This window comes from Bowmanella denitrificans, from assembly GCF_002887595.1.
Classification (GTDB): domain Bacteria; phylum Pseudomonadota; class Gammaproteobacteria; order Enterobacterales; family Alteromonadaceae; genus Bowmanella; species Bowmanella denitrificans.
The window spans coordinates 400,731-421,080 of record NZ_PEBU01000003.1 but is presented as its reverse complement, the minus strand read 5'-3'; the positions used below and the strand labels follow the sequence as shown (position 1 = coordinate 421,080).

The following is a 20,350-nucleotide window of genomic DNA, read 5'->3' as shown; positions in this document are numbered from 1 at the left end:
TACTTATTTGGGAGCACAATTCAGCAACAAGAGTAATCAATTGGGAATGCCGTAGCAAAGTTCTTACTATTCATGCTGAATTTATTTTTTATATCATGGTGTAAAGCTTAACTAAGGTAAAAAAGTTTAAGCTACCGTACGGCAAAGTATGCGCTCATCTAGTTAAACAGAGTTAAAATGGAAACTATTGCACAGTTGGTGTCAGGGGAAATAGTGCCCCTTAACTTCCTGATCCGAACAAGGTTACTACTGCTACTTCGCTTGTTGCTTAAAGCGAGTCAATACCGCTGCCAAGCACGTAAAGATAGATAACCGTTAGATAAAACACCGAGGCCAGAAATACCGTTCCAAGCAATGATCCAATTGTTGTTCCCTTAGGTTGGCCGCGCCAGCCGCGAAGCAAAATGGCGAGTGAGAACAGTGCCAGGATCCAGTGCGAGATAAACCACAGCGTCTCTCCCAGTCCCAAACGGTAGAAATCATCCGAGTTAAGTCTTAGCAGATAATCTATTGTCACTATGGCTAGTAGGCCGCCAATCCATATCCTTATGGCATTCCCCATAGCTATCCAAACCCTTATGTTGAAGCGAAGCAGATTGAACCTGAAAAGATTATGCTAGACTGAATTTTGTACGAACTCTATCGTAAAACTTTAGCGGTGAAACTAATTCAAAGGTTAAGGAGGACTATATGCCAACCTATGTTGGAGCCAGGGATCTTGCCGGCAGATTAGCCTTTGTCGGCACCCACCAGTTTATCGTTTTGTTACCTGAAAACGGGGTGTATCCGACAGTTGTATTACCTGATGGGAGATCGGTACAGCCCCGGAAACTAGGAAAACAGCAACATGGGTTTGTTATTGGTGCGCAAAATAATGGTCGTTTGATAGTCGAGTACTTCGAAAAATCAGACTACCAAGCCACACTCGAATTTTTTGATCCTGTTACTCATACAAGATGGTATAGGTCAGACTTTGATACCGAGATGAGGATCGTTAAGCACGACATTGGTGGTACTGAGTTCATCCGAAAAATTATAAGACTTGTGAATAATTACATAATAAATGAACAGCAAGACAACATACCCTACCCATTTTCAGGTCTAAACGTAAATAGTAATAGCTGGACGCAAAGCCTGATTCATGCAGCAAACGGCAAGGTAAGTGGTAACTTTACCGGACTGGACATTTCCCATGATAAAAGAATCCCAGCAATCTACTTTGAAGCCATATGTCCTGTCGAGCCTCGTCCCAAGGTGAATCAATGAAAGCCAGACTATTAAAACCATGGGGCGTTTTCACCGGCTCATTCCTGCTGTTAATGATATTGGATTATTGGCTGCGGATTTACGATGGCAATATTAAAACTGGTGGCTTGTCTGAACCGCTGTTGTGGCTGCTGTGGGCACCCTGTTGCCTGCTGTCGCTATATTTTCTGTATCAATCCAGCCTGGGAATAAATACCGGTTTGGGAAAAGTGCTGTTTGTGCTTTTCAACATAGCACTGGCATGCCTGGGGGTTTTGGCGTTGGGTTTAGGCTATACCGTGGTTACCGGGATTGATGCTTTGTGATGGTACCACTATCACTGCTGTTCCTGCTGTTGTATTCAATGCCTACTTACTTTTATTACTCGCATGATTTGCGCGCAGAAAATCTGCACAAGCCAAGGGGAGAGAAGCAGAAGTTGAACAAGCTGTGCCCGCCACCAATGAAGTTAATACTGAAGAAGATACAGACAGTTTCTCCAACTAGGCCCCCTCACCCCGCCCCTCCCGAAGGGACTCTGAACCAATTCATAAGGTCCCTAAGTAGTTACTTTAACTGGTTTAAATTCACCTAATGTAACCATTAAGGGATATTGGGTGAGGTGTTTGACAGTGCTGGTATAAAGTCCTAAATTGAGAGTATTAAGTGGTTAAAACAACCATAAGGTAACTAAGGTGGGACTTTAAAGTGAAAAGCGTGACAGCTACGGCATTCGCAGAAGAGATCGGAAACAGGTTGAAGCAAGCTCGGCTAAATCGAGACCTTACACAATCCGAAGTCGCAGAGCTTGCTGGCATTGCCCGCAAAACGGTTTTGAATGCTGAAAAAGGAAAAGTGCAGCTCGACATCATGATTGCGATATTAATGGCATTGGACCTCACTGAACAGATTGATCTATTTCTCCCTAAACAAGAAATTTCTCCCTTACAGCTGGCCAAATTGCAAGGAAAGAAAAGACAGAGAGCCTCTGGCCAGCGCAGTAACAAAGATGAGGAAACACCAGGATGGTAATGGAAGTAATTAAGATAACTTACCAAGACGATGTCGTTGGCGCAGTGAGTTTTGACACTGAAAAGGGATTTGGGTCATTTGAATATGACCCAGGCTTCGTAAGAAATGGTGTCGAGCTGTCCCCGATCAAAATGCCATTATCGAATCGCATTTATAGCTTTCCCGAACTAGATTTCAATACGTTTAAAGGACTACCAGGGTTAATTGCTGACTCATTACCTGATGATTTTGGTAACGCGGTTCTCAACGCATGGGTTGCAGGTCAGGGCCGTTCACCGAGTGACATTACACCACTGCAACGCCTGCAATATACGGGAAAGCGAGGCATGGGAGCGCTTGAGTATGCGCCAGCTACACAGTTACGAAGTTTAAATGCTTCACAAAAGGTAGAAATCCAATCGCTCGTTTCAATTGCACAAGAAATCTTAGATTCACGCGGTAATTTTGAAGTAGAACTCAAACAAAATAGCCAAGACGATAGAGAGGCAATGATGTCTTTATTATCTGTTGGCATGAGCGCTGGAGGAGCAAGACCGAAAGCCGTATTAGCATTTAATGAAGATTTTACTCAAGTCCGCTCCGGCCAAGCCAACGTCCCAACCGGTTTTACTCATTATTTGATGAAGTTTGATGGTGTTAGTGAGCATAACAAAAATCAAGAAACCTTCGGTGATCCATTAGGTTATGGTGCAATGGAGTTTGTTTATCATTTAATGGCTAACAAATGCGGTGTCGATATGATGCCATGCCGCTTACTCCATGAAGGCAATCGACGACACTTTATTACACAGCGGTTTGATCGAATTAAAAATAGCAAGGTACACGTACAAACGCTAAACGGTCTTGCCCACATTGATTATAAAAAGCCGGGGTCATTCTCTTACGCAGAGTTATTTGGCATTGCCAGACAGTTGAAGCTTTCCGCTGTTGAAGCTGAGCAGCTATTCAAGCGCATGACGTTCAATATCATTGCGCGAAATCATGACGACCACTCAAAGAACTTTGCCTTTATGCTGAAAAAAGACAAATGGTCTATCGCACCAGCTTATGATGTAGCCTATAGCTATAAACCAGGTAATAAATGGGTGAATAGCCATTGGATGAGCTTGAATGGTAAAAGAGATAACTTTACACGAAGTGATTTCTATAGCTTAGAGAAACTAAGCCCTATTTTTAACAAGAGAAAGATCGACGATATTATTGATACAACGATCGAGCACGTATCAACTTGGCGTCAGCTTGCTCAGGAATGGGAAGTTCCAAAAACACTGATAGATGAAATACAAGAAAACCTGCGCCTCAATATTTAGTGAGGTGGCTATTCCTGTATGCGAAAAAGGTGACCTCTTATTAAGGCCATCTCAACCAATCAGCAGTTTAGCCATCACAATTCCTTTGTAGCTCTTATCTCAAGAGCTTTAATGTCGCTACCAAAATGGCGAGGTTGGAATTTTGTTAGTGAAGACTATCGGCCGAAAGCCTTTAAAAATGGTGGCCCCAGCTGGACTTGAACCAGCGACCTACCGATTATGAGTCGGGTGCTCTAACCAACTGAGCTATAGGGCCATTTTGAGATGCGTTTTACGCCATTGCGGTGTAAAAGCGACGCGCAGTATAAGCAGTTTTGTCTGCGCTGTCATTAGTTTGCAAAGCTTAACAGGCACAAGCGGCGAATATTTGCTCAGGTGCTGGGTCTGCCGACATTCGGGTTGGGATTAGTTGATGTAACCACAGAGGCACAGAGGGAAGAGAGGTTTATAAAATGTTTCTCGCGGAGACGCTGTGGCGCTGGGGTGCGCGGTGTTGGTTGCTGTCTCTGTTTTTGATGGTGGGTTTGTTTGTGGTTGATGTTTTGGTGCTATCAATCTGGCCCAAGATCGCTTGGCATTGAAGTTTCTCTTCCTCAGCGCCCTTTGCCCTTTGCGTCTCGGCGAGAGTGAATTATTTGGTGTAACCACGGAGACACAGAGGGCAAATTGGCAATCACTAACAGAGCGCCAGGCTCTGTTAGTGATTTGGCAGAATTAAAGCGGCAGGGGCACGGGTTCGCCGTTTAACAGGCCTTCGCCATCTTTCAGGGTAAAGGTACTTTGTAAGCCTTTCTGGGTTTCCACCATCAAGCCTTGCTGCATCAGCATATCCAGCAACTGCGGGGCTTGTTGCTGGGCCATTTGCTCGGCCTGCATCTGATCCAACTGTCCTGCGGCAATGGTCGGTTGCATTTGCTTGAGCATATGCTGCTCGGCAATAAACAGCAGTGCTTCGCGATCGGCATCGATTTTGGCATCCACCGCCACATGTGCCAGCCAGAATTCCTTATACATCCATTCGCTACCGTCCATATCTGCTACATTTACCACCTGACTATTGATATAGCCGTTGATTTTCCCCATAGGCAGGGTGACGCTGATTTTCGACAGGTTCAGGGCTGGATTGTCCTGCAATAGAATTGGCAGAACTTCCTCTAAATAATCCAGCATGGCCTCGGGGTCAGCGAAACTGCCGGATTTCGCCATTTGCTGATATTCAATCAGCACATCTTCGTTCAGGTTTTGCAGTTGTACTTCCAGTGCCAGCTCGCTGGCCTGATACTCACCAACATCCACTGCGTCGGCCAGATAGGCTACCAGCATTTCACCCGTGCCTTTCTCTGCGTTACGCTTGGTGCCGACATTCACCGCCAGACCATTCAACTTTGCCTGTTTACTGCCCAGGCCTGGGATATCAAACAGAATTTCACCAAGACCAATATGGGTCTGGCTGTCATAGAAACCGCCTTCCATCATGGTGGCCATATCCACATCAGCGTCCATTTGAATACGCAGGTCTTTAACGGTTAAACGTCTTTCATCACCCTTATTACCACTTAAACTGGCGGCGTGTCCGGCGTATTGAACATGGCTTTGGCCAATCTCACCACTGCCCTGATAGCCACTGAATGTAAAGGTGGTGCCAGGTTGTGGCGCTGTGCTGAAGGCCGGGATCTGGTCGGTAAAGCGATGGTCGCCAAACAGGCCAGTCAGGCCACTTAGCCGATAAAGGGGCAGGTCATCAGTCCAGGTCAGGTTTTTGCGCAGCGCTTCGCCGCTAATATCAGCCTGCCAACTGGCCAGGCCCAACAGGCCCTGGGATGACAACAGCACCGGGCCATGTTGAATATCAAGCTGAATATTCAGCGGCGGGAATTCGGGCAAGTCCTGGGCTGAAGCCGGGTCCAGCTCAGCCATATCAAAGTGCACATCAATTTGTGCCTGAGTGCTGAACCAGCCTTGCTGCCACTGCTTAATACTGGCCTGATAACCGGCCTGTTCATTCAGTTTGGCCACTTGTTCCTGCACCTGCTGATGCACATTCTGGCCGATAAATTTGGGCGCGATCAGGGCACCAGCCACCACCACGGCAACGGCGCCGAGCATGAGTCCTTTTTTCACAAAGATTCCTTGTTTGAGATAAATAGCGGACGCGCAAGCTACTAGATTCTGCGTCGCTTATCCAGCCCAATCATGCCACCTAAGGCCAAAAGCAGCAGTATGCCCAGCGCGCCGCCGCCAGAGCCACCACTGTTATTGCTGGCAGGTGGCGGGGCAGGGGCCACCACCTGAATATTAAGACTGTCTGAGCCACTGGCCCCAAAGGGGTCGGTAGCGGTCAGGGTCAGGGTGATCAGTGCGGCCTCGCCGGGGGCCACAAAACGGGTGATTGTGCCGTTGCTGGTCAGCTCAACCTGCGGTCCGGCGGTTTGTTGCCAGACGAGATTCAGGTCGGCCTGGTCATCCAGGGCGCTGGCCGATTGCACATTTACCACCGCGCGGGTATTGACCTGCATATCGGCGCCAGCATTCACATTTGGGGCACGATTACTGTCATCGTCCAGCAGGCTGATAAGTAAACGGCTGGGTTCGGCCAGGCGGGTATCTGCCAGGGCGGTTAATACCAGCTCCAGATTTTCCGTGCTTTCGCTCAGATTGTCGTTGATGGGACTTAGCACTATGCTGCGTGGCGTATTGTCACCGTCTTGCCAGTGCAACGTGCCAGAGGCGGCCACTATATCTTCCCCGGCCTGCGCGCTTTGACTGTTAAGCTGATAGCTAACCGACAGGGCGCCAGCACTGCCACCGCTTCGCACCACCGACACATTCACGGGTTGCTGGTTTTCCAGTAAACTCAATTCGGTCTGTGCAAAGGCAATCAGCCCGCTGGGCGCTTTACCACTGATATTAATACGGGCCAGGCTCTGCCCCAATGTGGCGCCGTTACGCGGGTCGAATAAACGCACAAAAAAACTTTCCTGTGGTTCATCATCCAGGCTATCCGCCAGGATTTGCAGATTAAGGTGCTGACTGTCGCTGTTATTGGTATCCCAGCTAAGGCGGCCAGCCAGGGCGGAAAAGTCCTGAGAAGTGGCCGAGCCGGGCAGGGTTTCGTACCCCACCTCTACCAGACCAGGGGCGTTTCGTTGCAGTTGCACCGCTAAGGTCAGGCTTTGCCCTTCTTCGCTTTGCAGTTGATCGCTGGCGAAACCGATTTGCGCCAGTGCCACCTGTTTGCTGTTGTCGCGCAGAATATACAAACCACTGTTTACATCGCTGACTAAAATCAGGCCGCTGGGCAGAAAGGGGTAGACTCCCCAGGCACCGTTAAAACTGGTTTGATCCGAGGCGGGAAAGGTATCGAAGAATCCCACTTCCTTCGGGCTATTGGCATCGCTGATATCCAGTATGGTCAGGCCGCGTTCGTAATTAGACATATAGTAGCGGTTACCCCGCACAAAGCCGTTGTGATCGGTGGCGCGGGTCGGGCCTGTCCAGGTCGCTGCCAGGCGCGGGTTGCTCAGATCACTGATATCAAACACGCGCAGGGTGGTGTTCAAACCCAGGCGCCGTTCATCCAGTTCATCGTGCACCAGCATATAGCGCTTATCTTCGCTCCACCAACCGGAGTGCACATATTCGGCATTGGCGTAACTGGCCTGGCTCAGCTGGCTGACGACCTTATCGGTATATTGCCAGAGGCGGAACTCGTTTTCGTTAAAATCCAGCATAACCAGGCAGCCTGAAGGGTCAGCCTGACACTGACTGTCGGCGCGCTCGTCATCAATGGTCAGAGACGCGGCATCATGGCTGTAATCGCTGCGACTGGCCGACGGCGAGGCATAATCCAGCGTTAAGTCGGTGGGGTTAGCCAGACTAAAACCGTGCAGCGCGCCGAATCGGTTGCTGGCACCACTGATATGCAGTAGCGGCGTATGTCCGCCAAGGGCGATATTCAGGCTGTAGTCCAGTTGGCTGATATACAGATTATGCGCTGCGCCATGCAGCATCTGACGTTTGACCAGACTGACCTGGGCAGGCAACTGATTTAAGTCAATAATACTCAGCCCTTCACTGGCCCCATCTGCGGTGGCGTAAGCGTAAGCGCGCCATACTCCGGCGCTGCTGTCGAAATACTGGTATACCTTAATATCCCGCCAGATAGTGGACTGGCCGCTGATGCGGCCAACAAGCACAGGGGCACTGGCATCGGCCAGGCTAACCACCGCCACGCCATTAGCCAGCCCGATTAACGCATATTCGATGCCGCTGTTCAGATCCACATGCCCCCAGATATCATTGGCGGAACTGGGATTGCCCAATGCGGTTAATGGCAGATGACCGACAAGATCGACATTGTTGCAGGCATAATTGCCGGCCCGGCCATCCACACAAGATTGAGCGCTTTGCTGACTGTTTAATGATGCCAGGCGCTGCAGCTTTTGTTGCAGGGGCTGGTCGGGTTGCGGGTGCTGGTCCTGAATGGGCACAAAGCCCTGGCTGGATAATTGTTGCAGATAGTCTTTGGGCACCCCGCTGATAAAGGTCAGATGGGTATCGGGGGCCTGGCTCTGGTATAAATCAATTCGATTGTAACCAGCTGTTACAGACACCAGATTGCCCAGCAGCGCCAATAAATCTTCCTGGCTCTGTATCTGATAGCGGCCTTGTGCCACTAATACCCTGTCGCCCTTATTGGCGCGGCTGACGGCATAGGCGATAGTACGGCAAGGGCGCAGGCGATTGTCACACAGGCCCAGATCCTGACCGTTTTCAGCCACAAATCTGGCTTTATCGTGTTCACTATGGCTTAAAGCGCCTTGACTGAACAGCGCACAAACCAGCATCATAGAAAGAATATTCGGCCGCATGCCAAGACCTTGATTAAAACAGCAAAATGACGATTCACCCTGTGGCAAACATAGCAGCATTTCTTCGTAGTATAAAATATTCAAGCCCGCGCATTATCGGCTTGATGAGTATGCTGCTGGTGTTGTCTGGCTGTGGCTTTTTTACCCCACCGCACCGTTTACAGGTAGAGCTGCGTTTTGACGGTCGCCCATTGCCCTGTGGTACCGCGCTGAGTCTGCAAGGTTCACCCTGGTATCTGGAACATTCCAAGTTTTATTTAAGCCAGTGGCAGGACCAGGAAGGTAATAGCCTGCACCTGGAAAACAACAAATGGCAAACCGGCGAAACCGTGCTGGTATCCATTGAACAACGTGACTGCTGGCAGGACGGCGAAATGCTCGGTAATCATCGGGTGGTGTTTGACGCAGATGTGGATTTGGCCGACGTGCAGCAACTGCAATTCGTGCTGGGCATTCCTTTTGCGCAGAATCATCAGAACCCATTGGCTCAGCCGTCACCGCTGAATCTGTCCAGCATGTTCTGGACCTGGCAAAGCGGACACAAGTTTGCCCGCTTTGAACTAAAGTCAGTGGCCGACAGCTGGGCTTTTCATCTTGGTAGCACCGGCTGTGCGGCCGACTCGGCCATGCGTGCCCCGGCCGAAGCGTGTGAACAGCCGAACCTGCTGGCGTTTTCCCTGCAGCGCCCTAAAGGTAAAGGGGAAACCCTGGTTTTTCATCTGGACAGACTGATAGAAGGGATTCGCGTCAGCCAGGAAAACAGCTGTACATTCCATCCCAATGAAACCGCCAGCTGTGAGCAGTTGCTGAGCAATCTGCGTCAGTCTGTGATTGAGTGGATCTAAATGCGCCTGGCAGCAACGTGGCTATTGCTGCTGTTGCTGGGATGCGGTCAGCCTGACAAGCCGTATCAGTGGGCGTTGCCGCAAGGCTTTCCCGAGCCAATAATACCAAACGATAATCCTATGTCTGAGGCCAAAGTGGCCCTTGGCCGGGTACTTTTTTACGATCGCAACTTATCCTTCAATAAAACTCAGGCTTGTGCCTCCTGCCATCAGCAAGCTTTTGCTTTTGCCCAACCTGCTAAGGTGGCCACCGGCAGTACCGGGCAGTTGCACAGGCGCAACAGTCTGGCGCTGGTGAATGTGGCATATAACACCACCCTGACCTGGGCTCACCCGGAATTAACCCGAATTGAACAGCAGTTACTGATCCCGTTATTTGGTGAACATCCACTGGAGATGGGGATCTGCGGTCATGACCAGGAAGTGCTGGCGCGATTTGATACCGCTGATTATCGCCCGCTGTTTAACGCTGCCTTTGGTGATGAAGTGCCAAGCTACGACGGCATTGTCAAAGCGCTGGCCAGTTTTGTGCGCAGTCTGGTGTCTTTTGACAGTGCTTTTGACCGCTACGCCTACCAGATGCAGGACGATGCGTTGTCTGAGTCTGCCAAGCGGGGCATGGCGCTGTTTTTTTCCGAGCAATTGGAATGCCACCATTGTCATGGTGGCATTAATTTCAGTCAGGCCAGCCGCCATGCCGGGCAGCTTTTGCAGATACGCCAGTTTCACAATACCGGCCTGTATAATGAGGATGGCCAGGGGGCATATCCCGCCAGTGATATGGGCTTATATGAAGTCACCGGGCAGGGTGTGGATATGGGCCATTTTCGTGCGCCGACCTTGCGTAATATCGCCCGCTCAGCGCCTTATATGCATGATGGCAGTTTGCCAACATTGGAAGCGGTACTGGATTTCTATGCCGCTGGAGGGCGGGGGGCCGGCATCGACAGCCCGGTAAAAAGCGTGTTTATGCGGGGATTTACCCTGAGCGTGGAGCAAAAGCAGGATTTACTGGCATTTTTACATAGCTTGACGGATGAAAACTTTCTGACTAAGGAAGAATTCGCGCATCCCTAGCAGTTCAGCTCGCTAAAACCCGGTTTTTTCTCATTAATTTGCCATAATAATGGGGTGCGCGGCGTTACAAACTCTGTTATCTTTTGCTCAAATAAGTATAACGATAAAGTCAGTTGCTACGGGGACGAACATGACTGAAAAGCCTTATCTGCTGAGTGGTCGCAACACCATTATCCACAAGTTGCGTAAGTTTGACTTGCTGATCCTCAATGGTGACGACAATCCGCCGGTGCTGGTGACCTATAAAGGCATCAAGGAATATAACGGCAAGATCCCTGATAATAAGCGGGATGCCAAGCTGATGGATATGGAACTGCTGGATGTGACGCTGGGGGATTTCTTCGGTGAGGAAAAGATCCTGTTGTTTATCCAGACCCTGAATGGCAAGGAATACAAGATTGATTACAGCAAGGTGGGTACCGATTTGTTTATTCGTATCCACCAGGACAGCATTATTTAAGCTGTTTCTGCACAAAATAAAAAGGGCCGGATTCGGCCCTTTTTTGTTTTTGCGGTGTAGGTTTGGCGTGCTGAACTGTATAGATGCTCGATGGTTTGACCACTGCATGATATTACTGGCAGTGTGATTTTGCCGGTGCTGGGGCGTAAGCCCTTGATATCGCGTTTAGTCAGCATTGTTGGGCTAAAGCCCAACCCACAGTAAGTCGCAATGTATTCCAACAGCAAACTGAGTAACAGCCGTGGGTCGGAATTCATTCCGACAGCAAAACTAATTTACAGCCGTGGGTTGGAATTTATTCCAACAGCAAAACTTAGTTGCAGCCGTGGGTTGGAATTTATTCCAACAACAAAACTTGTGTAAAAATGTGGAGCAGAGTGAATTCCGACTGTCTGACCCCTACCGAAAAGCCAAGTAAGTTCAGTTGCGTTGAATGGCTCGTTTTCAGAGCCAGAATGCAGGCGGCTAGCGGCCTGCCAAGCTCTGTTGTGACTTGCACCAGGGTGGTGAAATCTGAAATATTTTCCTCAATAGCCGTTATTCTAAGGTAAAATCTTCCCCGATATCTCACTATTCCTGGCTTTTATCCTTCGATACGCGCAATTCGTCACATTGCCACACAAATGCAACCTTTAGCTGGTTACACTGCGCAGGTTGGCGTAGTGAACCAACCTATACATGTTATTCCTAATGCATGTATTGTTTCCCTGATTGGGGGTCCGTTTGGTCCCCCGCTTTCCTCTCGCAGCTACTTTTATTCAAGCCTAATGATGTGCTTGCAAGTGGTACTTACTGCAAAGTTTTACCAGTGTGTCTTTTTGCAGTGGTTTTATCAGATAGTGCTTGGCGCCAGCCTTAACTGCCCGTTGTACCATGGATTTTTGCTTATTGCCGGTCAAAACAGCAATCACGGTATCACTGTTGATACAGTGCATATTGGGAAGTTGGTCGGCAATCAACAAGCCATCGGTGTCTGGCAGATTAATATCCATTAAAATCAGTTCAAACTTTTTGGCTTGCAGTAAGGCCAGGGCGCGTCGGCCGGTGGGGGCCCACTCAAAACTCAGCCCCATGCCTTCAATAAGCTTTTTGCCCATCATGGCGGCCAGGTTATCATCTTCAACCATCAGAATGCGGGATGCTCTGGCTTCCTTGTTGATTTGCAGTGAGGGTGGTTGGGGCTTGGAGTCTGGTTGAGGTTCTGGCTCAGACTCTTCAGCGACGTCGGTCACTGCTTCTGGCAGTGCCAGTTTAAGTAATAAGGCATCAAGCAAATGCAAAGTGCGATGTTGCAGGCGAATCAGATTCGGTCTGAAGCTGTTTTGCTGAAGTTCCTGTAACAACAAACGTAACAAGCGGACATCTTCATCGCTGACTTGTTCTTTGGACAGATGCGCATCGGCCTGGGCAATTGCCTGGTCAAACTGGTCGAGAAGCGATTCAAACTCTCCGCGTAGTTTACGCTTTCGCTCCGCCCCTTCCTGCACCACATCAATGCTGATGTCATCCTGTGCTTGTGGTTGCAGCGGCACATCAAGGTTGGCCTTATGCAGATTAATGCCGAGCTTTTCCAGTTGCGCATAGCAAATGGTGATCGGGCGATGTAATTCATACAAGGGGCGGGCAACAATATAATCGTCAATCACCCGACTCTGGAAGTAATTAAACGCCTGCATTTCTTCATGTTTGGCACAGACCACTAAAAAAGCGTGTCTGCAAAGCTCTTCATCCGGTACTTCTAACAGGCATTGATAATAGAGCTTCAATGAACTCTCAAGACTGGGAGTGGCCAGCAGAATCAGTTTATTTACGCCATCTTTAAGTTTGTCTACCAGTTTGGCTTTGGAATTAGTGATTTCATAAATCAATTCGGACTGCTTAAACACCCGGAGGAGCAGCTCGTCGTCCTTTACATTGGTGCTGTACAGCAATAAATGCAGGGCCTTAGGTTCTGTCATGTCCAGCCTCCAATTGCGCTAATGCTTCAGCCAGAGCATGCTGCGCAGCTTGGCTGTGCTTAGTGAAACTGACCAGCCAGTCTTGTATGACATCAAGATCCAGTTGCCTGGCACCGGCTAACTGCTCGCCCTGTTCACAACAAAGATGTAATTGTTTGGCGCCATAATACAAACTGCTGCTTTTCAGACTGTGGGTAAGGGTTTTAAGACGTTGCCAGTCACGCTGCTTTACTGCATTGACCACATCCTGATGACGCAGGATCAGGCCGCTGTGAAAGGTACTGAGTAAATCCTGTTCATCTTCTGAGCTAATGTCGCCCACATGCCGGGATAGTTTGGACAAGTCGATGGCCATATTTGCCTCCTTGACGTTCCCTTAGCCGCGCCGGCCACAGGGCCGGGCTTGTTTAAGTGTCAGCCATAATCGGCAAAAATCAACTCTCTATATGGTGGTAGTTTGCTGGTAAATAATGTCTTTTTTGAGCGGTGCCAGCGCGGCCAGAATGCGATTTTCCTGTTGATAGGTCAGGCCAATCAGGCGCATGGCCTGCTGAACATGTTCCACCACCGCATAAAATTCGGCTTCGGTGACATTGCGCTCCTGATGAGATTCCCGCATGGATTTGCCGGTATAAGTACAGGGGCCGCCGATCAGGGCGCAGGTTTGCTCGGTTAACATTTTGCGCAGATGGGACTTGGGTACACCGTTAAAATGTGGGCCAAGTTTTGGGTCGTTATAGATGCGGTTAACTGCCAGTCCGAACACTTTGTCCAGTGTTTCGCTGCCACCGATTTCATCATAAAGACTGACCGAGGGTTGGCCAGCACAAGCCGTCAGAGCGACGACTAATATAACTAGTAGGCCTTTTTTCATAAGTTCACCGTCGCAGACAGATACAAACCACTGGCTTTCTCATCAAAGGGCAGACGCCCCAGATCCACATAGGCTGCGGTTAATGACCAGTGTTTGTCAGGGAAGTAGGCAATAAACACATCCATCACGGTTTTTTCTTCTGCCAGGCCACCGAGACGGTCGCTTTGCGTGCGCCATTCAATGCCTATCGCGGTGGAAGATGAGGGCAGCACTGCCAACGAACCTTCCCATTCCAAGTTATAACCGTCGTCGTTTGCTGACTCAAAACCCAGCAATCCAAAGGTATTGGCTTTGGTCATACGAGCGGTAAGGTTTAACAGCAGATTATTGCCCATGGCCCCGCCCAGCCAAAGCTTGCTGGCTGACAGATAGATATCAGTGCCTGAATCCTTTGTCGCTCCCAGTAATTTAGGGACGCCGGTGTCGGGTAGCGGAATTGCACCATCAGATAAAGGCAGTGAAGTGGCAAAGTCACGGTTCTTCTTATACTGCACACCGGCAGACACCTGCGGCATCCAGGTACCCTGGGCAAAAATCGCATCACCAAACAACCTGACCTTAAGGCCGACAATGTCCTGCTCGATATCCGTGCCGGGCGCCGTTTGTATCGCACCTGCGGTGAGCAGGTTAAAGACGTTGCCGACCACACCAGACTCTACTTTGAGGTTCTGGCGCTGCACAGACAATTCCACTCTGTCATAAATACCAATAGCGGCACCGAAAGTACGCAACTGATATTCGCCTAAATCCAGTTGCTGTAATGCGGCAGTGCCATTGATTTCTTCTGCACTGCCGTAGCCTGCAATAACCGCCCAGGGTGTAATACCGCCGCCTGCGGTACCTTCAAAACTGGTAATGCCGCCACTGGCCACCAGTGAACTGCCGGTCGCGACCACCTGAGTGCTGGTAGTCAGCACAAACAGTCCCATAATTTGCTTAAAATTCATATTCTTCCCGATTGTGTTTGGCAGCATCCAGTATGGAAGCAAATATCGGCACTGACCAGTTTTTGCAAAAAACGCCGGGTTTTTGTGCAGTTGTGCGAATGGACAAGATTATTCTTTGTTAAATAAAAGGATTGTTGCTATCAATAAGTTAGGTCGGCACGAAAATATGCTTTTCGGCGGACTGTCCCTGGTGGTCAATCGACCTTTTTGTAGAATCAGCAGGTTTCTTATATGTTCTCCGTACTGATTTGTGATGATTCGCAAGTGGCGCGCAAACAAGTCGCCAAATGCCTGCCGCAGGATTGGGACGTTGCGGTACATTTTGCCCGTCATGGCGAGGAAGCGGTGGCGGCACTGGCAGAAGGCAAAGGACAATTGCTGCTGCTGGATTTGAATATGCCGGTAATGGACGGTTATCAGGTGCTGGAACATATTCAGAGTCATGGCCTGACAACCGCCGTGATCGTTATTTCTGGTGATATTCAGCCCGAGGCCCATGAAAGAGTAAAGAAGCTCGGGGCCTTAGAGTTTATTGAAAAACCTATTAAACCCGATGTGCTTAGCGCCTTATTAAGCAAGCATAAACTGTTTGCCAAACAGGAAGTTGCACCCGCACCACAATTAGACCGACTGGATCCTAACCTTCGCGACTGCTACCAGGAGATCACTAATATCGCTATGGGCCAGGCAGGTGACCATCTGGCCCGTATTCTTAATGTGTTTGTTAAGCTGCCCATCCCAAATGTCAATCTGATCGAAGCCTCTGAATTAACCATGATGTTGCAGGACATCGAAGACAAAGAAACCGTGTCCGGTATCTGTCAGGGCTTTGTGGGTGCTGGAGTATGTGGTGAAGCGCTGTTCATACTCAGTGACTCCAGTTTCAGTGACGTGGCCCAAATACTCAATATTGAAGATGAAGTGGACGACAGAGTTCAGCTCGAACTGTTAATGGACGCCGCCAATATTCTGATTGGTACCTGTTTAAATGGTCTGGCGACCCAACTGGATATGCATTTCAGTCAGGGCCACCCGGTGGTATTGGGGCAGCATCGCAATATCACCGAGTTGATCAATACCAATAGAGCACGCTGGCGGCGTACGCTGGCCATTGAGCTAAGTTACGGGTTGGAAGGCTACAAAGTGCAATGCGACCTGATACTGCTGCTCACTGAGGAGTCGTTAAAAGTGCTTAACCATAAACTTTCGCATTTGCTGGAGGACTGAGCATGAGTAAAGAGCTCCTCAGCGACATGACCGAGTTCCACTGGATGATGGACATGCTACAGACGGTGGATGTGGGATTGGTGGTGCTGGACAGGGCATTTAACATTAAGCTTTGGAATGGCTTTATGGAGTCCCATTCTGGCTTGTTGCCCAGTCAGGTGCGGGAAAAGTGCCTGTTTGATTTGTTTCCGGAAATAGACCAAAAGTGGTTCAGCAATAAATGTCGTCCGGTATTCGATTTAAAAAACCGCGCGTTTATCATTTGGGAACAGCGGCCTTATGTGTTTAAATTTTCCAACTATCGGCCATTAACCGGTACCGAAGACAATATGTATCAGAATATCACCTTGTCGCCGCTTACCAGCACAACGGGCAAAGTGGATAACATCTGCATGATGATCTACGACGTCACTGATGTGGCGGCCAGTAAGAAAATGCTGGAATCTGCCCAGGTAACGCTTAACGAGTGGCATGAAAGGACCTGACAGGCTTGCCAGTTACCTCGTTTTTTATTGTGCTGGTCTGCTGTGCCTATGCCATTTTTGAATGTCAGGGCAGAATATAAGCAGTGGCGACGAATTGGATATTGAATGTGAGATGGTTGTTTGTGCTGATGGGCTTGATGGCGTTGCCGGTCCAGGCAGCCTTTAAATGCGAAGCCGATCTGCAATATGGCCTGGCGGTCAATGACCGCTATATTAGGGTTATCAACAAGTCACGTACGCTTTACCAGATTAACCAGAGCAAGCAGTTGATTGTGCGTGGCGAGTGGATTGGATTGCCAGCCGAGCAACAGGAAAAACTGCAGGAGCTGGCCAATGGCCTGCATTATGCTGTGCCAAAGGTGATATTGCTGGCCAGTGAAGGGGTGGATCTGGCCATCGGCGCGGTGGATCACGTTTACGTAGGTTTGGTGGGCAGCGATCATGAAAGCTACGAACGCTTGCAGAAAGCGTTGTGGCGGGTCAAACAAAAGGTTAAAACCAAGTTTATCCGTGCCAGCGACAATTATTACATTGGTCCCCGCAGCCTGGAAAACGTTGATGAGTTAATGGACGCGGAGCTGGAAAGCGAGATTGAGGAAGCCCTGACCACCTCTGTTGGTGGTATTTTGTCCGCCATTGGCGGTTTGCCTGCTCAGGGCGATGCCACGCTGGAAAAACGCATGGAAATGTTGTCAGCCAAGCTGGAAAACATGGGCGCTGAGATTGAAAAACACATTGCTCCACAAGCCAATAGTCTGCGCCTCAAAGCCGAATGGTTCTGCAACGAAATTAAGCGGTTGGACAGAGTGGAAGAAGAATTGCGCCGCAGTATCCCCGCATTAGCGCCTTATGATTTGATCGTTACCGGAGATGCTAAACCGCTTAAGTGATCTTCGCCATGGACGATAACATTCCTGTTAGCCGTGACTAAAAACATGATATGTATCATAAATATCGGTTATCTTATGGGCTACTATTATCAGTCGCGCCCTAGATCGTTCAGGAGTGGGAATGTTTCGGGAACTCTATCTTTTTATTGAGAAGACTTTCTTCTTTACCCTTACCAGGAAGATAATCGGTAATCTGACCTTCCTCTATCTGTTTCAGGTGGTGGCCTTGTGGTTGGCATTTTCCGAGTCCGGCTGGGCTAAGTCCTCCGTACTGCATATTGTACTTGGGGTGCTGAGTGTACTGGTTTTTCTGTTTACCTTGTTTTACATGCATTACCTGATTGTGCGCCCAGTGCAGGCCATGGTTAAGAATCTGGATGAAATCAATCATAAGCAGGGCGATCTGTCCGGTCATCTGCCGGCGTTTACCCACGATGAGTTCCGCCAGTTGTCAGATGGCTACAATACTTTTGTGGACAATCTTTCGACGTTGTTGAAAGACATCAGTAATCACGCGCTTGGGGCCAGTACCAAAAACCAGGAGGTATTGCTTAAAGTCAATAACGCTTCAGCTAATGCCCGCCGCCAGGACAAAATCAGCGATGATATTTTTGCCTCCAGTAAACAGGTAAACGAAGAAATTCAGGCGATTGTCAGTCGTACCGATGAGGTGGCAGATGCGACCAAGGACAACCTGGGGGCTGCACAATCTTCTATGACCCGCTTAGTGCAACTGTCCAGTGATATCAGTGACATCGACGGTTTGCTTAAGGAATTTGATACCACTGTCGGTGGTATGAAAGACAATGCCGACAATATTCGTAATATTCTGAAAATGGTGCAGGAATTTTCCGATCAGACCAACCTGCTGGCCCTGAACGCCGCCATTGAAGCTGCCAGGGCAGGTGAAGCTGGACGCGGCTTTGCGGTGGTGGCCGATGAAGTGCGTACTCTGTCGGTTAAAGTGAATGAAGCGACCGGCCAAATCAATACCTTTATTAATCAGATGGAAGGCCTGGTGAAAAACACCCAGCAGGAGTCCGTTAAGCTCACCGAAGTGGCAGGCAAGGCACAAGCGGATATCTCTCATACCAATGACCAGTTTGGCCAGATGGTGGAACAACTGGAACAAAATACCCAGCGTCTGGCGGCCATTGGTGAATCCGTGCATGCCCTGCGTCGCACTTATGATGCTGCCCATGAGTCTGTAGCGAATATTTCCACCCTAGGGGCGGAGATCCGCTACGACATGCAGCAGGTGGAAAACGAAATTCAGGAATTAAAAGTGGAAACCGAAACCACCCAGAAGAAACTGCATCGATTCTTGTAAGTCAGCTAAAATATCGCTGCGCTTTGGGGGTGGTAAGGCAGAATATCCATCCCCCTGCCAACCCGGCCAGGGCCTGGGTCAACAAGCCTAATTCGCCACGGGCACCGGCAATTAAGGTGATATCCATAATTGGCTGCATGGCAAGATGTATACTCAGCAAGGCCACAAAGCCTGCCAGGGCATAAAGCCAGGCCGGTAAGCGCATATAATGTCGTCTGAGTAGCCCCACTACTAAGAAGGCCAATGCTAAACCTATGGCAATGACGGCCCCGTAGGTTGGCAATAATCCCCACCAGTCACTAAGCGTCATCTGGTAACGATCAGAGAAGCTGATAGTAATATTCTGCTGGGCCAATCCGGCCAGTACAAACTGGCTATGCATCAGGCTGGCCAATGTAAAACAGACCAACCAGGCCAGAAAAAAGCGAAACATCAAGACCAACCATGCAGGCATGGTACCCCCTATTTTATTGTAATTACGCTTCTTCCCTGTTTTGGTGGGGAGATTTAAACGAAAGTGTCTGCTCTGAAGATAAACCGCCCCTACTATTCCCCGAAATTGGTATTATCTTGAAAAACAAAGAATAAGTATCATATTGATGAGCAATTAACCAGCTCTGTATGAGTTTATAAAGTGCTAGTGAGAGCGACAATGACATTTAACCTATACCTGCAAAAAGCCCTGGCTTTGCTTGTCAGTATCTTTGCTTTGCCTGCGCTGGCGGTGGATGAGCCGATAGGAGCCTTTCAAGTAGAGGTGCGGGCAAGCGGCCTGAACTATCCCTGGGCGCTGGCTGAGCTACCGGATGGGCGATTACTGGTTACCGAGAAAACCGGCGCACTGAAACTGATTGACCAACAGGGCCAGGTGACTAAGGTATCAGGCGTGCCTGACGTGTTTGTTAAAGGGCAGGGGGGGCTGATGGATTTAGTCCTTCATCCGCAGTATGCCAGTAATGGCTGGCTTTATATCAGCTATGCCTATGGTAATGCCGAGGCCAATCACCTGCGGGTGATGCGAGCCAGACTGCAGGAAGGGCGTTTAACTGAGTCGCAAATACTCTTTACCGCCATGCCGGCCAAGGCCACCCCGGTGCATTATGGTGCGCGTATGGCATTTCTGGGTGACGGCAGTCTGGTCATTGCCAGTGGTGACGGCTTTGATTATCGCGAGCAGGCACAAAATCCTGCCAGCCATTTGGGCAAGCTGATACGGCTTAATGATGATGGCAGTGTTCCGCCAGACAATCCTGTGTTTAGTGACGGTGCGGACGGCCTGTACAGCCTTGGGCATCGCAATCCACAGGGACTGGCCTGGGATCCGATTAGAAAGCGCTTATTTGCCAATGAACATGGACCAGCCGGTGGTGATGAGATAAATCAGATAGTCGCCGGTAAAAATTACGGCTGGCCGGTTATTACTCAGGGTAAAGACTATTCAGGGGCCAACATTAGCCCTTTTAGAGACTACCCTGGTATGCAACATCCGCTGGTGGACTGGACGCCGTCTGTCGCTCCTTCCTCTTTGGTAGTGTATCGGGGGCAAATGTTTCCTGAACTGACGGGTGATTTACTGTCTACCACGCTGGTGTCCCATGACGTCAGACGTGTGGTACTGCAGCAAGGTGCCGTGGTTCGACAGGATGCACTATTCAGCGCCATCGCCGGTCGCCTCAGAGATATTCATATTGGTGCACAAGGCCAGCTATATCTGCTGAGCGATGGTGAAAATGGCAAAGTGCTGGAAATTCGCCGCTGATTTTGTCATGTAAATGTCATAAAAATTTCATCTTGGTACA

20 protein-coding genes and 1 tRNA gene are annotated in these 20,350 nt (G+C 49.4%); 12 read left to right on the top strand and 9 right to left on the bottom strand.

Features of this window, described 5'->3' with window-relative positions; all coding sequences use genetic code 11:
* Positions 1 to 268: 268 nt before the first annotated feature.
* Positions 269 to 562, bottom strand: coding sequence for a hypothetical protein (locus tag CSR04_RS08655; protein ID WP_102795864.1), 294 nt, complete (start codon positions 560 to 562; stop codon positions 269 to 271).
* A gap of 128 nt (positions 563 to 690) precedes the next feature.
* Between CSR04_RS08655 and CSR04_RS08650 the strand changes: the two genes are divergently transcribed.
* From CSR04_RS08650 to CSR04_RS08635, 4 genes are all read left to right on the top strand, one after another.
* The gene (locus CSR04_RS08650) at positions 691 to 1,266 is read left to right on the top strand and encodes a hypothetical protein (RefSeq protein ID WP_102795863.1); all 576 of its coding nucleotides are present in this window, start codon (positions 691 to 693) and stop codon (positions 1,264 to 1,266) included.
* The gene (locus tag CSR04_RS08645; RefSeq protein WP_102795862.1) at positions 1,263 to 1,571 is read left to right on the top strand and encodes a hypothetical protein; all 309 of its coding nucleotides are present in this window, start codon (positions 1,263 to 1,265) and stop codon (positions 1,569 to 1,571) included. Before CSR04_RS08650 ends, CSR04_RS08645 begins: the two co-directional genes overlap by 4 nt.
* A gap of 382 nt (positions 1,572 to 1,953) precedes the next feature.
* Positions 1,954 to 2,277: a helix-turn-helix transcriptional regulator gene (locus CSR04_RS08640; protein ID WP_102795861.1), complete on the top strand. Its 324-nt coding sequence runs from the start codon at positions 1,954 to 1,956 to the stop codon at positions 2,275 to 2,277.
* Positions 2,271 to 3,587: a type II toxin-antitoxin system HipA family toxin gene (locus CSR04_RS08635; protein ID WP_102795860.1), complete on the top strand. Its 1,317-nt coding sequence runs from the start codon at positions 2,271 to 2,273 to the stop codon at positions 3,585 to 3,587. The genes CSR04_RS08640 and CSR04_RS08635 overlap by 7 nt, the downstream gene beginning before the upstream one ends.
* A gap of 179 nt (positions 3,588 to 3,766) precedes the next feature.
* Here the strand turns inward: CSR04_RS08635 and CSR04_RS08630 are convergent.
* From CSR04_RS08630 to CSR04_RS08620, 3 genes are all read right to left on the bottom strand, one after another.
* Positions 3,767 to 3,843 (bottom strand) — tRNA-Ile (locus CSR04_RS08630).
* Positions 3,844 to 4,301: 458 nt separating this feature from the next.
* Positions 4,302 to 5,708 carry a YdgA family protein gene (locus CSR04_RS08625; RefSeq protein ID WP_146027132.1) on the bottom strand — a complete coding sequence of 469 codons (1,407 nt, stop codon included), beginning with the start codon at positions 5,706 to 5,708 and terminating at the stop codon, positions 4,302 to 4,304.
* A 41-nt stretch (positions 5,709 to 5,749) separates the two neighbouring features.
* Positions 5,750 to 8,458: a choice-of-anchor B family protein gene (locus CSR04_RS08620; protein ID WP_172449292.1), complete on the bottom strand. Its 2,709-nt coding sequence runs from the start codon at positions 8,456 to 8,458 to the stop codon at positions 5,750 to 5,752.
* 104 nt (positions 8,459 to 8,562) lie between these two features.
* Here CSR04_RS08620 and CSR04_RS08615 point away from each other — a divergent pair, with 104 nt between their 5' ends.
* The 3 genes from CSR04_RS08615 (at position 8,563) to CSR04_RS08605 (ending at position 10,840) form a co-directional block, all read left to right on the top strand.
* Positions 8,563 to 9,303, top strand: a complete 741-nt coding sequence (locus tag CSR04_RS08615) for an MbnP family copper-binding protein (RefSeq protein ID WP_172449291.1) — start codon at positions 8,563 to 8,565, stop codon at positions 9,301 to 9,303.
* On the top strand, positions 9,304 to 10,380 hold the full coding sequence (locus CSR04_RS08610; RefSeq protein WP_102795857.1) for a methanobactin export MATE transporter MbnM: 1,077 nt from the start codon (positions 9,304 to 9,306) through the stop codon (positions 10,378 to 10,380).
* Between the two features lie 130 nt (positions 10,381 to 10,510).
* Positions 10,511 to 10,840 carry a hypothetical protein gene (locus CSR04_RS08605; RefSeq protein ID WP_102795856.1) on the top strand — a complete coding sequence of 110 codons (330 nt, stop codon included), beginning with the start codon at positions 10,511 to 10,513 and terminating at the stop codon, positions 10,838 to 10,840.
* Between the two features lie 764 nt (positions 10,841 to 11,604).
* Here CSR04_RS08605 and CSR04_RS08595 read toward each other — a convergent pair.
* From CSR04_RS08595 to CSR04_RS08580, 4 genes are all read right to left on the bottom strand, one after another.
* Entirely contained in the window at positions 11,605 to 12,798 is a 1,194-nt protein-coding gene (locus CSR04_RS08595; RefSeq protein WP_102795854.1) for a response regulator, read from the bottom strand.
* On the bottom strand, positions 12,785 to 13,153 hold the full coding sequence (locus CSR04_RS08590) for an Hpt domain-containing protein (RefSeq protein WP_102795853.1): 369 nt from the start codon (positions 13,151 to 13,153) through the stop codon (positions 12,785 to 12,787). The genes CSR04_RS08595 and CSR04_RS08590 overlap by 14 nt, the downstream gene beginning before the upstream one ends.
* 87 nt (positions 13,154 to 13,240) lie before the next feature.
* Positions 13,241 to 13,672, bottom strand: a complete 432-nt coding sequence (locus tag CSR04_RS08585) for a group I truncated hemoglobin (RefSeq protein WP_102795852.1) — start codon at positions 13,670 to 13,672, stop codon at positions 13,241 to 13,243.
* The gene (locus CSR04_RS08580) at positions 13,669 to 14,619 is read right to left on the bottom strand and encodes a DUF3034 family protein (protein ID WP_172449290.1); all 951 of its coding nucleotides are present in this window, start codon (positions 14,617 to 14,619) and stop codon (positions 13,669 to 13,671) included. Before CSR04_RS08580 ends, CSR04_RS08585 begins: the two co-directional genes overlap by 4 nt.
* Positions 14,620 to 14,850: 231 nt before the next feature.
* On the opposite strand from CSR04_RS08580, the gene CSR04_RS08575 reads away from it, so the two are divergent.
* The 4 genes from CSR04_RS08575 to CSR04_RS08560 all read left to right on the top strand — a co-directional run bounded on the left by CSR04_RS08575 (position 14,851) and on the right by CSR04_RS08560 (position 18,551).
* Positions 14,851 to 15,846, top strand: a complete 996-nt coding sequence (locus CSR04_RS08575) for a response regulator (protein WP_102795851.1) — start codon at positions 14,851 to 14,853, stop codon at positions 15,844 to 15,846.
* Positions 15,847 to 15,848: 2 nt separating this feature from the next.
* The gene (locus CSR04_RS08570; RefSeq protein ID WP_102795850.1) at positions 15,849 to 16,331 is read left to right on the top strand and encodes a PAS domain-containing protein; all 483 of its coding nucleotides are present in this window, start codon (positions 15,849 to 15,851) and stop codon (positions 16,329 to 16,331) included.
* 107 nt (positions 16,332 to 16,438) lie between these two features.
* Entirely contained in the window at positions 16,439 to 17,221 is a 783-nt protein-coding gene (locus tag CSR04_RS08565; protein ID WP_245921481.1) for a YggN family protein, read from the top strand.
* 121 nt (positions 17,222 to 17,342) lie between these two features.
* Positions 17,343 to 18,551 carry a methyl-accepting chemotaxis protein gene (locus tag CSR04_RS08560; RefSeq protein ID WP_102795849.1) on the top strand — a complete coding sequence of 403 codons (1,209 nt, stop codon included), beginning with the start codon at positions 17,343 to 17,345 and terminating at the stop codon, positions 18,549 to 18,551.
* Position 18,552: 1 nt separating this feature from the next.
* Here the strand turns inward: CSR04_RS08560 and CSR04_RS08555 are convergent, their stop codons facing one another.
* The gene (locus tag CSR04_RS08555; protein WP_102795848.1) at positions 18,553 to 19,005 is read right to left on the bottom strand and encodes a hypothetical protein; all 453 of its coding nucleotides are present in this window, start codon (positions 19,003 to 19,005) and stop codon (positions 18,553 to 18,555) included.
* Between the two features lie 198 nt (positions 19,006 to 19,203).
* On the opposite strand from CSR04_RS08555, the gene CSR04_RS08550 reads away from it, so the two are divergent.
* On the top strand, positions 19,204 to 20,310 hold the full coding sequence (locus CSR04_RS08550) for a PQQ-dependent sugar dehydrogenase (protein ID WP_102795847.1): 1,107 nt from the start codon (positions 19,204 to 19,206) through the stop codon (positions 20,308 to 20,310).
* Positions 20,311 to 20,350: the final 40 nt, after the last annotated feature.

What these genes read in the sequence shown, in the direction of transcription:
- CSR04_RS08655 (WP_102795864.1), bottom strand. Translation starts at nt 562, where the DNA reads ATGGGGAATGCCATAAGGATATGGATTGGCGGCCTACTAGCCATAGTG.
- CSR04_RS08650 (WP_102795863.1), top strand. Translation starts at nt 691, where the DNA reads ATGCCAACCTATGTTGGAGCCAGGGATCTTGCCGGCAGATTAGCCTTT.
- CSR04_RS08645 (WP_102795862.1), top strand. Translation starts at nt 1,263, where the DNA reads ATGAAAGCCAGACTATTAAAACCATGGGGCGTTTTCACCGGCTCATTC.
- CSR04_RS08635 (WP_102795860.1), top strand. Translation starts at nt 2,271, where the DNA reads ATGGTAATGGAAGTAATTAAGATAACTTACCAAGACGATGTCGTTGGC.
- CSR04_RS08620 (WP_172449292.1), bottom strand. Translation starts at nt 8,458, where the DNA reads ATGCGGCCGAATATTCTTTCTATGATGCTGGTTTGTGCGCTGTTCAGT.
- CSR04_RS08615 (WP_172449291.1), top strand. Translation starts at nt 8,563, where the DNA reads ATGAGTATGCTGCTGGTGTTGTCTGGCTGTGGCTTTTTTACCCCACCG.
- CSR04_RS08610 (WP_102795857.1), top strand. Translation starts at nt 9,304, where the DNA reads ATGCGCCTGGCAGCAACGTGGCTATTGCTGCTGTTGCTGGGATGCGGT.
- CSR04_RS08605 (WP_102795856.1), top strand. Translation starts at nt 10,511, where the DNA reads ATGACTGAAAAGCCTTATCTGCTGAGTGGTCGCAACACCATTATCCAC.
- CSR04_RS08595 (WP_102795854.1), bottom strand. Translation starts at nt 12,798, where the DNA reads ATGACAGAACCTAAGGCCCTGCATTTATTGCTGTACAGCACCAATGTA.
- CSR04_RS08590 (WP_102795853.1), bottom strand. Translation starts at nt 13,153, where the DNA reads ATGGCCATCGACTTGTCCAAACTATCCCGGCATGTGGGCGACATTAGC.
- CSR04_RS08585 (WP_102795852.1), bottom strand. Translation starts at nt 13,672, where the DNA reads ATGAAAAAAGGCCTACTAGTTATATTAGTCGTCGCTCTGACGGCTTGT.
- CSR04_RS08580 (WP_172449290.1), bottom strand. Translation starts at nt 14,619, where the DNA reads ATGAATTTTAAGCAAATTATGGGACTGTTTGTGCTGACTACCAGCACT.
- CSR04_RS08575 (WP_102795851.1), top strand. Translation starts at nt 14,851, where the DNA reads ATGTTCTCCGTACTGATTTGTGATGATTCGCAAGTGGCGCGCAAACAA.
- CSR04_RS08570 (WP_102795850.1), top strand. Translation starts at nt 15,849, where the DNA reads ATGAGTAAAGAGCTCCTCAGCGACATGACCGAGTTCCACTGGATGATG.
- CSR04_RS08560 (WP_102795849.1), top strand. Translation starts at nt 17,343, where the DNA reads ATGTTTCGGGAACTCTATCTTTTTATTGAGAAGACTTTCTTCTTTACC.
- CSR04_RS08555 (WP_102795848.1), bottom strand. Translation starts at nt 19,005, where the DNA reads ATGCCTGCATGGTTGGTCTTGATGTTTCGCTTTTTTCTGGCCTGGTTG.
- CSR04_RS08550 (WP_102795847.1), top strand. Translation starts at nt 19,204, where the DNA reads ATGACATTTAACCTATACCTGCAAAAAGCCCTGGCTTTGCTTGTCAGT.